The sequence below is a fragment of the Sphingomonas sp. IC-56 genome, assembly GCF_021043375.1.
Taxonomy (GTDB): domain Bacteria; phylum Pseudomonadota; class Alphaproteobacteria; order Sphingomonadales; family Sphingomonadaceae; genus Sphingomonas.
Window position 1 is genome coordinate 620445 of sequence record NZ_JAJNDV010000001.1, and the last position, 13853, is coordinate 634297.

Here is a 13853-nt window from a genome sequence, read left to right on the forward strand (position 1 = left end):
AGTCTCCCGACGATGAAGCGGGCCAAGCATCTCTGCGCCTCCGCGCCTCTGCGCGAACCTCTAAACTTCTTCGCGAGCTTCGCGCCTTCGCGTGAACCAAATCAGCGCGCGCAGGACATCAGCGTCTGGGCTTCCTGCGAATCCACGGTGCCGCCCTGCTTCACCTGGTAAAGCTCGGGCCAGCGCTTGCCGGTGACGAACAGGCGCTTGGCCTTGGCGTCATAGGCGATGCCGTTGGCGACGTCGTCGATGCCGCGGGTCTTGGGGCCGAGCGCACCGACGTCGAGGAAGCTTTGGACGTGGCCGGTCTTCGGGTCGATCCGCGCGACCAGATTGGTCTGCCAGATATTCGCGTAGATCTGGCCGTCGATCCATTCGAGTTCGTTGAGCTTGGCGACCGGACAGCCATTGGCGGTGACGGCGAGCGTGCTCTTGGGCGCCATCGTCTCGGGATCGAGGAAGCGCAGGTTCGAGGTGCCGTCGCTCAGGATGATCGACTCGCCATTCTGGGTCATGCCCCAGCCTTCGCCGGTGTAGGAGAAGCTGCCGCGCGGGGCGAGGTCGTCCAGGCCGTAGATGAAGCCGGCCTGATCCTTCCAGGTGACCTGGTAGAGCCGATCCTTCCAGGCGACGATGCCTTCGCCGAAATAGGGGGAGGGAAGCTGGTCTTCCTGAAGCACTTCGCCGGTTTCCAGCTTCACCTTGCGGATGCCCGAGCTGCCTTCCTCGCCGGTGCCTTCGTAAAGCAGGCCGTTGTGGAAGAAGAGCCCTTCGGTGAAGGCCTGGGGGTCGTGCTTGAAGGTCGCGACGGTTTCCACGCCATAGACGGGCACGCCGCCGGGGGTGCGGGCGAACAGGAACCAGCCTGCGCCGAGGAGCACAAGGGCGGCGAGCACGAGGAGGATGCGCTTCATGGGCGCAGGCTTAGGCCAGCGGGCATGCGGGCGTAAAGCCGCCGCCTGCACGGTTTCTACACGGACTTTCCATGGGCGCCGCGGGTGGAGCTGCATGGCGCGTGGGCAGAACGGCCTGCGATCCTCGGGAGGTTTGCATGGGCGTGCGGTTCAGTTTCTGGGTGAAGATGCTGGCGCTGGTGGCGGCGATCGTCGCCGCCGATTTGCTGGTCGGCGAAGTCGGCTCTTGGTTGGGGGCGGCGATGCTCGCCTGGGCAGTGACGCTGGGGCTGGTGCGGCCTGCGGTGCGGCGGAGCCCCGGGGTGTGGGCGCTGGCGGCGGCGGGCGGGTTCGCGCTGGTGCTGGCCTATGACCCTGGACCGCTGGCGTGGGTGATGTTCTGGGCGGCGCTGTCGATGGCGGCGCTGATGCCGCGGGTTGGCGCGTTCGACGACGCCTGGCGTTGGGCGCTGCGGCTGGCGGCGCACGGCGCGAGCGGGCCGTTCGCGCCGCTGCTCGACCTGGGGCGGCTGACGCGGCTGCGGGGGCGCGGACGGCCGATGCGGCTGGTGACGACGTTGGTGCTGCCGCTGGCGATGACCGCGCTGTTCGTGGCGCTGTTCGCAAGCGCCAATCCGCTGATCGAACGTGCGCTCCAGGGGCTGACGCTGCCATCGGCAGGGCGGATCGTGCTGTGGGGCTTTGTCGTCGTGCTGGTGTGGCCGAGCCTGCGGCCGCGTGCCTTTGCGACGCGGATCGTAGGGGCGCTGCCCAGGATCGCGGTGACGCTGCCGGGGGCCTCCTCGGCCTCGGTGCTGGTGTCGCTGGCGTTGTTCAACCTGGTGTTCGCGGTGCAGAACGGACTCGATCTCGCCTTTTTGTGGAGCGGGGCGCCGCTGCCCGATGGCATGACCCTGGCGGAATATGCGCACCGGGGCGCCTATCCGCTGATCGTGACCGCGCTGCTGGCGGGCATCTTCGTGCTGGGAACGCTCAAGCCGGGTTCCTCGACGGCCGAGAACCCGCTGATCCGGCGGCTGGTGGTGGTTTGGATCGCGCAGAACCTGCTGCTGGTGGCGTCGAGCGTGCTGCGGACCTGCGATTACATCGAACTCTACATGCTGACTGCCTGGCGGATCGCGGCGCTGGTGTGGATGGGGCTGGTCGCGCTCGGGCTCGTGCTGATCTGCTGGCGGATGCTCACCGGCAAGAGCGCGGCGTGGCTGATCAATGCCAACGCGCTCGCCGCCACGCTGGTGCTGAGCACGGGAACGATCGTCGACCTGGATGCCGTCGCGGCGCGGTGGAACGTGCGGCATGCTCGCGAGGTGGGTGGCAAGGCCGTGCCGCTGGACCTGTGCCAGATGCGGCGCATGGGCAGCGCGGCGCTGGTGCCGCTGATCCAGCTGGAGTCGCGGCCGCTGACGCCCGAATTCCGCGCGCGGGTGCGCGCCGTGCGCCAGGACATCCTGCCCAACCTGGAGCGGCAACAGGCGGACTGGCATAGCTGGACGATGCGCGGGCACCAGCGGCTGGCGCAGGTGCGCAGCCTGATCGGGCCCGCCCCTGCCCGCTCCGCGCCGCAGCCCGCCGGCGCCTCTCGCGGGTGCGACGGCGCGGTGGTGCTGCCCCAGCCTGCGCCTGCGCCCTTGACCGCAGGGGCGCGGCAATGATCCTGTGCCCCATGCCGCGCACCATCCTTGTCGCCGACGACGATCCGCATATCCGCCAGCTGCTGGTGTTCGCGCTGGCCAAGGCGGGGCTCGGCACGCTGGAGGCGGCGGACGGCGAAGAGGCGCTGACAATGGCGGAGGCGCATGCGCCCGACCTGATCGTGCTCGACATCAACATGCCGCGCATGGATGGGCTGGAGGTGTGCCGGCGGCTGCGCGCGAGCGGCGAGGTGCCGATCCTGTTCCTGTCCTCGCGCGACGATGAGATCGACCGCATCCTGGGGATCGAGCTGGGCGCCGACGATTATGTCACCAAGCCGTTCTCCCCGCGTGAGGTCGTGGCACGGGTGATGGCGATCCTGCGCCGCGTCGCGGGCCGCCCGCCCCAGGTGGAGCAGGCGAGCACGACGATCCGGCATGGTCAGCTGACGCTCGACCCCGAGGGGTGGCAGGCGAGCTGGGCAGGCACGCCGGTAACGCTGACCGCGACCGAGTTCGGCATTCTCCGCACGCTGGCAGTGATGCCGGCCAAGGTGTTCAGCCGCGATGCGATCATCGACCGGCTGCGTGGGCCGGGCTTTGCCGTCACCGACCGCACGATCGACAGCCATGTCCGCAACCTGCGCGCCAAGTTCGCGCAAGCCGGGTGCCAGGACATCGTGGAGACGCGAGCGGGCATCGGCTATCGCATCGGCGCATGCGCGGGCTGATCGAAGCCTTCAAGGCCCCGGTGCGGCGGCACTGGCCAAGGCTGCGGCTGCGCACGCTGCTGCTGATCACCTTTGTGTTCGTGGCGGCGCTGCCTGGTATCGGCGCATTGTTCCTGCGGGTCTATGAGAACACGCTGGTGCGCCAGACCGAGGCTGAGCTGATCGCGCAGAGCGCAGCGCTGTCTGCGGCGGTGGGTGCGGCCTGGCCCGGCGCGCGCACGATTCGGGTGGTGCCGCCGGTCGGGGATGGCGATGCGGATCTGGCCGGGGGCGCGCTGTCGACGATCGACCTGCGCTCGACCAAGGTGCTGCCCGAGCGTCCTGCCCCACTTGCCAGCGGCGGCGCGGCCAGTGTGGAAGCGCGGACGGCGGCGGCGCGGGTGGCACCGGTGCTGCGCGTAACTGCGGGAACGACGCTGGCGTCGATCCGGCTGCTGGATGCGCAGGGGCGCGTGCTGCTCGGGCCTGAGGACGGGCTGCGCTATTCCGGTGTCGCCGAAGTCGATGCCGCGCGGAGAGGCGCGCCGTCGACAGTGCTGCGGCGCAATGGCGACTATCAGCCGCGCTACCGCATGGAATGGCTCAGCCGCGCGTCGGACCTGCGCATCCATCATGCCGCGCCGGTGGTGGTGAACGGGCGCACCGTTGCGGTGCTGGTGCTGTCGCGCTCGCCCCGGGCGCTGTTCCGTGGGCTGTACGAGGATCGCGGCAAAATCCTGTTCGGGATCGCGGCGATCTTTGCGGCGCTGGTGGTGCTGAGCGGGCTGCTGTCGCGTGGTATCGTCCGTCCGATCGAGGTGCTGAGCGAGGCGACGCGGGCGGTGGCGCGGGGCGGCGGCGCGGTGCCGGACGTGCCGCGCACCGCCGCGACCGAGATCCAGGCGCTCTACGCCGACTTCGCGACCATGGCGGCGGCGATCGAGCGGCGCTCGCGCTACCTGCGCGATTTCGCCCATGCAGTGAGCCATGAGTTCAAGACGCCGCTCGCCGGGATCCGCGGCGCGATCGAGATATTAGAAGACCATCACGAAGACATGGCGCCCGAAGACCGTCGACGCTTCCTGGCCAACATCGACGCCGATGCCGGGCGGCTCACTCAACTGGTGCAGCGATTGCTGGAACTGGCGCGGGCGGATGTGGCTGGCCACGACGCGCATGCGGTGAGCGATGTGGGGCTGATCCTGGCGCGGGTGGCGGACGCGCTGCGCAGTGATGCGCTGCGGATCGAGGTAGCGGCGGCGGACTTGCCGCGCGCGGCGGTGCAGGCGGAAAGCCTGGAGGCGACCCTGACCGGGCTGGTCGAGAACAGCCGACAAGCGGGGGCCTGGGTGGTGCGGCTGTCCGCGCGCGAGGAGGACGGGTTCGTGCTGCTGGAGGTGCTCGATGATGGATCGGGGATACCAGCGGCGGACCGGGCGCGGGTGTTTGAGCCATTCTTTACCAGCCGCCGAGCGTCCGGGGGGACCGGGTTGGGGCTGCCGATCGCACGGTCGCTGCTGGAGGCGCAGGGCGGAAGTATCGCGCTTGCCGAAGATGGGCCGGGAACGCGGTTCGTGTTGCAGGTGCCGGTGGTGGGATGACCTCCCCTGCCCGTCACCCCGGCCTTGAGCCGGGGTCCCGCTTCTTCCTTTTGCGCTTACCGGGAACAGAGCCGATGGTGCGTGGCTCCCTACCCTCACCCCGGCCCTCTCCCGCAAGCGGGAGAGGGAGAAGAAGATATCACCGAGCAGCCAGCACTTTGGCGCGCGCTTTGGTCACGTCGACCCAGCATTGGGTGGTGACGACGCCGGACATGGTGCCGCCGCGGTAGCGGTCGCCCTTGGCCAGGCAGCTGCGGTCGCGGTGCTTCAGCCAAGCGCGCTGTTCGATGAGAAGCTTCTGGCGGGCTGCCGGTTTGAGGCGGGCGCGCAGTGCCGAATAGCGGGCGCTCATCGCCGCGTCGGCAAGGCGGAGTTCGTGCGCGTTGCAGTGCTGCATGTCGAAGGTGGTCATGCACGACTTGGGCGCCGGATCCTGAAACGCGGGATTGGTCATGAAAGCGCCTGCGCTCTGGGCCGAGGCCGAACCGGGGAGAAACGCGGCGGCCCCGAGGGCGATGGCAACGATGCGGGTGCGGATCATGGGCGACACTCCTTGCGGGCGAATGGGCCCGTGCCTGCCTATCGCAGCATGGACGCGCGCTGAACCATTCGCGGCGGCCAGGGGTTCGCAGGGTCATGGAGCGATCGGACGCGCACAGGCTGGAATTCACCGAAGCGGAGTTGCACGCGGCGCGCGCCTTCAACGCGAAATTGGCGCGAATGCCGCGGTTCCGCATCCGCAACCGCTTCACGCCGCTGCTCTACCAGAGCCTGTTGCGGTTGTCGCAGGTCGGGGTGGATCGGCGGACGCGGCGGCGGGGAGTCACCGTCGAGCGGCGGCGGGTCGGCTGGAACGGACAGGAGGTGGCGGTGCGTATCCTGCGGCCGCGCGGTCCAGTGCGCGGCGTGGTGCTGGACGTGCATGGCGGCGGCTGGGCGATCGGCAATGCGGCGATGGACGACGATCTGAACCTGGGGCTGATCGCCGCGTGCGGGGTGACGGTGGTGTCGGTGGACTATCGCCTCGTGGGTGCCCGTTCGACGCTGCAAGCCGCCATGGACGATTGCTTCGCGGCCGCCGCCTGGCTGTTGCGCGGCGAGCATGACTTGCGCGGACTGCCGGTCGTGCTGGTGGGGGAATCGGCCGGCGGGCATCTGGGCGCAGCAACGCTGCTGCGCGTGAAGGCGGAGCTTGGCGGGCTGGAGCGGTTCGCCGGGGCGCTGTTATATTACGGCGTGTATGACCTGGCGGGAACGCCGAGTGTGCGGGCGGCGGGGCGCGACACGCTGGTGCTCGACGGACGGGGCATGCTGGGCGCGATGCGGCTGCTGACGCCGGACATGGACGATGCCGCACGGCGGCAGGCGCCCTTGTCGCCGCTGTTCGGGGATCTGGCGGGCATGCCACCGGCGTTGATGGCGGTGGGGGAGTTGGACCCGCTACTCGACGATACGGTGGCGATGGCGGAACGATGGGGCGCGACGGCTGCGGTGGAGCTGCACCGCGTGCCCGAGGCGCCGCATGGCTTCATCCGCTTTCCGACGCCACTGGCGGAGAAGATGCTGGCGCGGAGCCGGGCTTGGGTGCGGGAGCGATTAGCGGCGTACTGAGGGAGCCCTGATAGATCGCGAGATAATCCCGCGACGGTCCCGATATCCCCGTCATCCCGGCCTTGAGCCGGGATCCCGCTTCTTCTTCTGCGGGGCAAGGCAGCGGGACCCCGGCTCAAGGCCGGGGTGACGGAAGAAGAAAAGGGCCTGCAAGCTCGCGGAGAAGGTACTGGCGCGGAGCCAAGACTGGGTGCGGGAGCGATTAGCGGCGTACTGAGGGCCCTAGCAAGTTCCCCGGCGAAGGCCGGGGCCCAGTTGCGATGTGGTCTCGAGGGCACTCCGCGCTCTCGACGCCGTTGCAGCTGGGCCCCGGCCTTCGCCGGGGGACTGAAGGTGGAGCGCCCCCGGGAGGAGGCGCAGCCGTTACTTGCCCTTGGTTTCCCACCAATAGCTGCCGCGCTTGGCGGTGCCGGTGGAAACCTCGTCCAGCGTCTTGGCGTCGTACAGCCGCCCGCCGAGCATGACGCGCGACACCTTGTCGCTATTGCGGATGTCAGTGGTGGGATCGGCGTCAAGCACCACTAGGTCGGCGAGCTTGCCCGGCTCCAGCGAGCCGATGTCGCGGGCCATGCCGAGCGATTGGGCCGAGACGATGGTGCCGGCACGCAGCGCCTCCATCGGCGTCATGCCGCCGCGCACGAACGACCATAGCTCCCAATGGGCGCCGATGCCGGCCTGCTGCCCGTGCGCGCCGATCGAGACCAGCACGCCGCGCTTGGCGAGCTTGTGCGCTTCGCGGGCGTTGTCGTCGTCAACGAAGTTGCTCTCCGGCGCCTTGATGCGGCGAGCATTGTCCGCGAGCAGCACGGTGGGCGGCGTGTGCGCCTGAAGCAGCGGATGGGCGAACACGTCGGTCGCCTGCCGCCAATAGGGATCACCCGCCAAGCCGCCATAGGACACGATCAGGGTCGGCGTGTAGTTCGTCTTGGTCTGGGGGAAGAACTGCAGCACGTCCTCGTAGAACGTCTCGAGCGGGATGTTGTGCTCCAGCGTGGAGTTGCCGTCGGCGACCAGGTTCATGTCCATGCCGAACAGCGAGCCGCCCTCGGCCACCACCTGCATGTTCTCACGCCGGGCGGCCTCGATCACCTGCTGGCGCTGCTCGCGGCGGGGCTGGTTGTAGTTCTTCACCGAATGTGCGCCCTGCGCCTTCAGGCGGCGGACATGGGCGAGCGCGTCGTCCAGGCTGTCGATCTGGGCGTACACGTCCGCGGCCTTGGCGCCATAGACGATCTCGCCGGTGGAGAAGATGCGCGGCGCCAGAATCAGCCCGGCGCGCTGCATTTCCGAGGCGGCGAAGATCTCGCTCGACCGGTTCGACGGATCGTGGAGCGTCGTGGTGCCGAGCGCCAGGTTCTGGAGCATCGACCAGTTGCGCTGGGGGATCAGCTCGTCAAGCCCGGCGGGGCCATGGGCGTGCGCGTCGATCAGGCCCGGGATGATGGTCTTGCCGGCAGCGTCCACCAACGTGGCACCCTGCGGGATGGCAGTGGAGGCACGCGGGCCGACCGCGACGATGCGGTCGCCGCGGATCACCACCACGCCGTCGTCGATGATCCCGCCCGACGCGTCAGCCATGGTGACCAGCCGCGCGCCGGTGATCGCGACCGTGCCGGTCGGCTTGACCGCCGCCACCTCGCGCGCGAGCGACACCCCGGTCGCAGGCGGCACGAAGGCGGGAGCGCCCTCGGGCCGCGGGGCATCGGGGAAGAACTGCGCGGTCTGGGCGGTGTAGACCGTCGGCCCCAGGCTCCAGTGCAGCTGCGCGCCATCGTTCGACCAGTGGAGATAGTCGGCACCGCCGGCGCTCACCTTGGTGACCGGCAGCGCCTTGGTGTCGGCGGCGAGCGCGACCGACTGGTTGCCCGGCATCAGCGGCACGACATAAGCGGCATAGTTCTGGCGGAACGCGACGAACTCACCGCTGGGCGCGACCGAGAAGTCGGTGACCAGCTCGCCATTGGCGTGGACGCGCTTGTCCTGACCCGACAGGTTGGTGCTGACCAGCTGGCGCTGTGACTTGCCGCCCTCGTTTGCGTCGCCCAGCATGTAGATGCGGTCGTTGCTCGCGCCGAACTGGGGCGAGGCCATGCCGAGTGCAACACGGGTGATGTCGCCGCCGGTCGCGGCGACGCGGTACACGCCGGGGTCTTGCGACCAGCGCGGGCTGGTCATGCTGCCTGCCGAGACACGCTCGAACACGATCGTCTTGCCGTCGGGCGAGAAGCGCGGGCGGGCATAGTGGCCGGGCTGCGTGGTGACATCGCGCGGCCGCCCGCCGCTGGCCGCGATGGTGCGGATGCGGCCCAGCCCCTCATCGGTCCAGTTGACGAACACCAGCGAGCGGCCGTCGCGCGACCAGCTGGGAAACAGCTCGAAGCCGTCGTCGCCGCTGGTCAGGCGGCGGGCGGCGCCGCTGCCCATCGGCTTGACCCACAGCTTGCCCAGGCTTTCGAATACCACCTGGCGGCCATCGGGCGAGACGGCGGCGAAGCGCGGCATGGAGGTCGTGAAGCGGTCGGGCGCCACTGCGATCTGCGGATGCGGCGCGTCGATCACGCCGCGGGTGTCATCGACGCGGAACGGGATCTCGCGCGCGTTCGACCCGTCAGCGTCGATGCGGCGGATCTTGCCCTTAGCCCAGAACACCAGCGACTTGCCGCCGGGCAGCCAGGCCATGTTGGGATAGACGCCGGTGACCGCCCAGGTCTCCTGCACGTCCTGGTCGAGATCGTCGTAGATCTTGCGCTCCTCGCCCGAGACAAGGTCCTTGATGTACAGCTTCGAGCGTGTCGCCTCGCGGCGGACAAAGGCGATGTAGCGCCCGTCGGGCGAGGGCGTCGGCCGCACCGCACCACCGGCGCCGGTCACCGCCTTGCTGATCTCGCCGGTCGCGAGTTCATAGCGCTCGATATCGAACAGGTCGGTGTTCGAATCCTGCGCGTACTCGAAGATGGGGCCAGGCGTGACGTTGCGAGTGTAGAAGATCGACTTGCCGTCTGGGGAATAGATCGGCTCGCCCAGTTCCTTCTGGTGCGTCTCGTTGGGCCGCTTGACCAGCATCACGCCGGCGCCGCCGGAGACATGGTAGAGCCACACCTCGCCGGTACCGAGCGAGCGGCCGGTGGTGAAATGCTTTTTCGCCGCGATGTAGCGCCCGTCCGGGCTCCAGCTCGGCTGGTTGAGAAGGCGGAAATCCTCCTTGGTCACCTGGCGCTTGTCCGAACCGTCGCGGTTCATCACCCAGATATTGTCGCCGCCGCCGCGATCCGAGGTGAAGGCGATGCGGCGCCCATCGGGCGAGAAGCGCGGCTGGACTTCCCAGGCAAGGCCCTCGGCAATGCGCGTGGGCGTGCCGCCGGCGATCGGCATGGTGTAGATGTCGCCAAGCAGGGTGAAGGCCAGCGTCTGCCCGTCGGGGCTGACGTCCAGGTCCATCCAGCTGCCTTCGCTGACGCGGATCGGCACCTGGCGGATGGTGGCGCCTTCAGGCGCGTTGACGTCCCATTTGCGCTTTTCCGCCTTGGGCGCGGTCACGGTCTGCGCAGCAGCGGCGGGTGCCGGCGCGGCGTTGGGGAGCGGCTGGGGCTGAGCGTCGGGGCGAACCACCTGATCCTCCGGCGCCTGGGTCTGCTGCACCGGCGGCTGGGGCGGAGTGGGCGCGACCTGGGCCTGGGCCTGGTGCGCGGCCAGTGCCGCCATCGAGACGAGTGCGATCCGAAGCTTCATGATGTCCCCCGTTTAGTTCTTGGTATCGGCATGTGGATTGGGGCCGCCCGCGTCAATCCAGCGGTCGACCTGCTCCTCCAAAAGCGGCAGCGGCACCGAGCCCAGGCTCAGCACCAGGTCGTGGAACCAGCGCTGGTCGAACTTGTCGCCCAGGCGGCGCTCGGCATCGGCGCGCTTGCGGCGGAAGGTGAGTTCGCCCAGCTTGTAGGCGAGCGCCTGGCCGGGCCAGCTGATATAGCGGTCGACCTCGGTCTCAACCTCGCGCTGCGACAGTGCGGTGTGGCTCGCGAGATAGTCGATCGCCTGCTTGCGGCTCCAGCCCTGATGGTGGATGCCGGTGTCGATCACCAGCCGGGCGGCGCGCCACATCTCGTAGGACTGGCGCCCGAACTCCTCATAGGGCGTGCGGTAAATGCCCATCTTGGTGCCCAGCCACTCGGTGTAGAGCCCCCACCCTTCGCCAAAGCCGGAGAAATAGGTCTGGCGGCGGAAAGCCGGCTGGTTCGGCCCTTCGCGCGCGATCGCGGCCTGAAGGCTGTGGCCGGGGCTGCACTCGTGCAGGGTCAGCGCCGGGATCTGATAGAGCGGCCGCGCCGGCAGGTCGTAGGTGTTCATCATGCACGATTCCAACCCGCCGCGCCCGGCGGTGTAGAAGGGTGCGATGGCGTCGGGCACGGGCCGAATGGTGAAGCGGTAGCGGGGCAAGAAGCCGATGGTGTTCTTGAGCTCGCCGTCGACCCGCTTGGCAACATAGGCCGACACGCCGAGCAGTTCGTCGGGCGTCTTGGCGTAGAAGCGCTGGTCGGTGCGCAGGAAGCGGATGAACGCGGCCAGGTCGCCGGTGAAGCCGGCAGCCGCCTTGGTCTTCTCCATGTCGGCCTGGATGCGCGCGACTTCCTTCAGGCCGATGGCGTGGATCTGCTCGGCGGTCAGGTCGGTAGTCGTGTATTCGCGGATCTGCGCCTGGTAGAAGGCCTTGCCGTCCGGCATCACTTCGGCGGCCAGCGTGGTGCGGGCGCGCGGCAGATAGTCGCTTCGGAAGAAGCGCAGCAGCTTGGTGTAAGCCGGCACGATCTGCTGCGTGATCGCCGCGCGGGCGGCGGCGCGCAGGCGCTCCTGCTCGGCGGCGGGAATGCTGTCGGGCAAGTTCTCGAACGGCGCATAGAACGGGTTCTTGCCCGGGTCGGCGACCGCAAAAGCCTCGATCGACGTGTCGCGCCCAGTCAGCGTGACGCGCGGCACGCTGAAGCCGCGGGCGAGGCCCGCGCGCATATTGGCGATCTGTTCGTCGAAATAGCGCGGCACGTCGCGCATGCGGCCCAGATAGCGCTCATATTCCACCGCCTTGCGGAACGGCTGGCGCGCGGCGATGCCGGACCAGAAATTGCTATCGGCGTTGAACGGCATCTCCCACAGGCGGAAGCGCTGCTCGGCGACCATGGCTTCCAGCGTGGTGCGGAACACCGCAGCGTTGATCCGCTCGGGCTGCGAAAGCTGCGCGGCGGGGATGCGGTTCAGCGCCGCGAGCGCGGTCTGCCAATAGCCGAGCCGGCGCTGCTGGTTCGCCGGATCGACGCGGGGGAGATGGTCGGCGCCCGCCGTCCAGTTCTCGTCCTCCTCGAGCCGGCCAAACTCCTTCTGCCGCCAACGCCATTCGGTGTCGTAGAGCGTGCGTAGCTGAGCGTCGGCACTGGCCTGCGCGGCGACGGGCCCGGAAACCAGCAGGGCGCAGGCAAGCAGAGCGTGCTTCAACATGTTCGATCCCATCAGGCGCGGCGCGCGCGCGTGCGCTCGGCCACCAGCGTCTCCATGACGGTGAGCGGCATCGCCCCGCTCAGCAGCACTTCGTGGAACCACTTGAGGTCGAACCGGTCGCCCAGCGCCGTTTCGGCGGTCTTGCGCGCGCGGGTCCAGGCCATGTGACCCACCTTGTACGAACAGGCTTGGCCCGGCTGTGTGGAGTATCGCTCGACCTCGCGCTGCGAGCGCGGTGCGGCCATGCCGGTGGTGTCGACCAGATATTGCGTCGCCTGTTCGCGGGTCCAGCGCTTGGTATGAATGCCGGTATCGACCACGAGCCGCGCGGCACGGAACAGGAAGGACTGGAGATAACCCGCACGCTCAAGCGGCGTGGCATAGGCGCCCAGTTCGTCGGCCAGCTGCTCGGCATAGAGCGCCCAACCCTCGGTATAGGCGCCAAAGAAGCCGAGCTTGCGCAGCAGCGGGATTTCCTTGGATTGCTGCGAAAGGCTGATCTGGAGGTGATGCCCGGGAACGCCCTCATGATAGGTCAGCGCCGGCAGGCTGTATTTGGGCCAGTCGCCCGGGTCCTTCAGGTTGATGAAGTAGATCGCCGGGCGGGAGCCATCGAGCGACGCGCGCTTGTAATAGCCATTGGAGGCGCCGTCTTGGATCTCCACGGGGACCGCACGGATTTCCAGCGGCGCGTCGGACACGGTGGCGAAGGCTCGAGGCAGTCTCGACTGCATCTGCCGCGCACCCTCGTTCAGCGACGCGATCAGCGCCTCCCGCCCCGCAGGCGTGTCGGGATAAAGCTGCGAAGGATCGGCGTTGAGCGCGGTCAGCCGCTGGCCCACCGTGCCGCTCGCCATCCCGTTGGCTTTGAGGATCGTGTCCAGCTCGGCGCTGATCTCGGCGACTTGCGCCAGGCCCATGCGGTGCACTTCGTCGGGAGTGAAGCGGGTGGTCGTCGCCTGTTCGAGCGCGGTTGCGTACAGCGCGTCGCCGTCCTTCAGACGCCACACGCCCGCGCCAGCCTTGGTCTGGCCGCGCAGCTGCGTGACGAGCGCGATCTGGCGGTCGAGCGCGGGATACACCTGGCCTTCCACGATCCTGGCGGCGGAGGCAGCCCAGTCGCCGGCAAGTCCCTTGCGCGCCGCCCGATCCGACAGCGAGCGGACCAGGCTGCTCTGCGCCGGCGCGGCGCTGCGCAGCTTGCGTATCTGACCCAGCGTCAGGTCGAGCGCGAATTCCGGCGCAATGAAGCCGCGCCCGGCCTGTTCGCGCTGCACGGCCACGTCTTGGTCGAGCACGTCCGCGAACGCACCAAGCCGCGCGAGATAGGCGTCGGCATCCTCGCGCGTCTCGACGACATGGGTGTCGTTGAGGAAATCGGGAACGCTGAAATAGGCGCCGCCCTGCTGGAAGATTCGGTAGGGCCGGATCGCGGTATCGATGCCGAAGCGCTCCGGCGCGGCGGTCTGCTGGCGCAGCGAATACAGGACGATCTCGCGATTAAGCGCGCCGGCCGGGGTCAGGCCTGCCGCCGGAAACCGCTCAAGCTCGCCAAGCCACGCCTTGTTGGCGGCAAGCGTCTGCTGGCGCGCGGCGGCGGACACGTCGTCCAGGCGGCGTTTGGCACCGGCGCGCGCGCCCTTGTCAAAGCCGAGCGACGTGGCGAACTGCGGCGAACGGTTCAGACGATCATCGACGATGCGGTCGAACAGAGCGTTCAGCCTGGCGTCGGCATCGCCCTGCTGCGGCGCTGCGAAGGCGGCCCCGCCGCCTACCGTGGAAACGGCGAGTGCGCTCGCCGAGCAGCCGAGAAACGTGCGACGATCCATGCCAAGCCCCCTTGTTGTTGCGGTCGAATGTGGACGAGGGCGAGGTTGGCGAACAAGCCTTTTTGCATGTCTG

At 68.8% G+C, this 13853-nt stretch carries 9 protein-coding genes; 4 read left to right on the forward strand and 5 right to left on the reverse strand.

Translation table 11 applies throughout. The features are described 5' to 3' along the window. Positions 1–101: 101 nt before the first annotated feature. A complete protein-coding gene (locus LQ953_RS03095) occupies positions 102–914 on the reverse strand; it encodes a glutaminyl-peptide cyclotransferase (RefSeq protein WP_231029182.1) in 813 nt (270 codons plus the stop codon). Positions 915–1051: 137 nt separating this feature from the next. On the opposite strand from LQ953_RS03095, the gene LQ953_RS03100 reads away from it, so the two are divergent. The 3 genes from LQ953_RS03100 to LQ953_RS03110 are packed head-to-tail and all read left to right on the forward strand — an operon-like array spanning position 1052 to position 4856. Then, positions 1052–2566 (forward strand): DUF4153 domain-containing protein, encoded by a 1515-nt coding sequence (locus LQ953_RS03100; protein WP_231029183.1) that lies wholly within the window; start codon positions 1052–1054, stop codon positions 2564–2566. Then, a complete protein-coding gene (locus LQ953_RS03105; protein ID WP_231029184.1) occupies positions 2563–3276 on the forward strand; it encodes a response regulator transcription factor in 714 nt (237 codons plus the stop codon). The genes LQ953_RS03100 and LQ953_RS03105 overlap by 4 nt, the downstream gene beginning before the upstream one ends. Continuing rightward, positions 3264–4856, forward strand: a complete 1593-nt coding sequence (locus tag LQ953_RS03110; RefSeq protein ID WP_231029185.1) for a sensor histidine kinase — start codon at positions 3264–3266, stop codon at positions 4854–4856. Before LQ953_RS03105 ends, LQ953_RS03110 begins: the two co-directional genes overlap by 13 nt. Before the next feature lie 139 nt (positions 4857–4995). Here LQ953_RS03110 and LQ953_RS03115 read toward each other — a convergent pair whose 3' ends face one another. Further along, positions 4996–5397 (reverse strand): lysozyme inhibitor LprI family protein, encoded by a 402-nt coding sequence (locus LQ953_RS03115; protein WP_231029186.1) that lies wholly within the window; start codon positions 5395–5397, stop codon positions 4996–4998. Between the two features lie 95 nt (positions 5398–5492). On the opposite strand from LQ953_RS03115, the gene LQ953_RS03120 reads away from it, so the two are divergent. Beyond that, on the forward strand, positions 5493–6467 hold the full coding sequence (locus tag LQ953_RS03120; RefSeq protein WP_231029187.1) for an alpha/beta hydrolase: 975 nt from the start codon (positions 5493–5495) through the stop codon (positions 6465–6467). 363 nt (positions 6468–6830) lie between these two features. Here LQ953_RS03120 and LQ953_RS03125 read toward each other — a convergent pair whose 3' ends face one another. Genes LQ953_RS03125 through LQ953_RS03135 form a run of 3 tightly spaced genes read right to left on the reverse strand, consistent with a single transcriptional unit; the run spans position 6831 to position 13780 of the window. Next, positions 6831–10196, reverse strand: coding sequence for an amidohydrolase family protein (locus LQ953_RS03125; RefSeq protein WP_231029188.1), 3366 nt, complete (start codon positions 10194–10196; stop codon positions 6831–6833). Between the two features lie 12 nt (positions 10197–10208). Further along, positions 10209–11951, reverse strand: a complete 1743-nt coding sequence (locus tag LQ953_RS03130) for a DUF885 domain-containing protein (RefSeq protein ID WP_231029189.1) — start codon at positions 11949–11951, stop codon at positions 10209–10211. An 11-nt stretch (positions 11952–11962) separates the two neighbouring features. Beyond that, entirely contained in the window at positions 11963–13780 is a 1818-nt protein-coding gene (locus tag LQ953_RS03135) for a DUF885 domain-containing protein (protein ID WP_231029190.1), read from the reverse strand. Positions 13781–13853 lie beyond the last annotated feature (73 nt).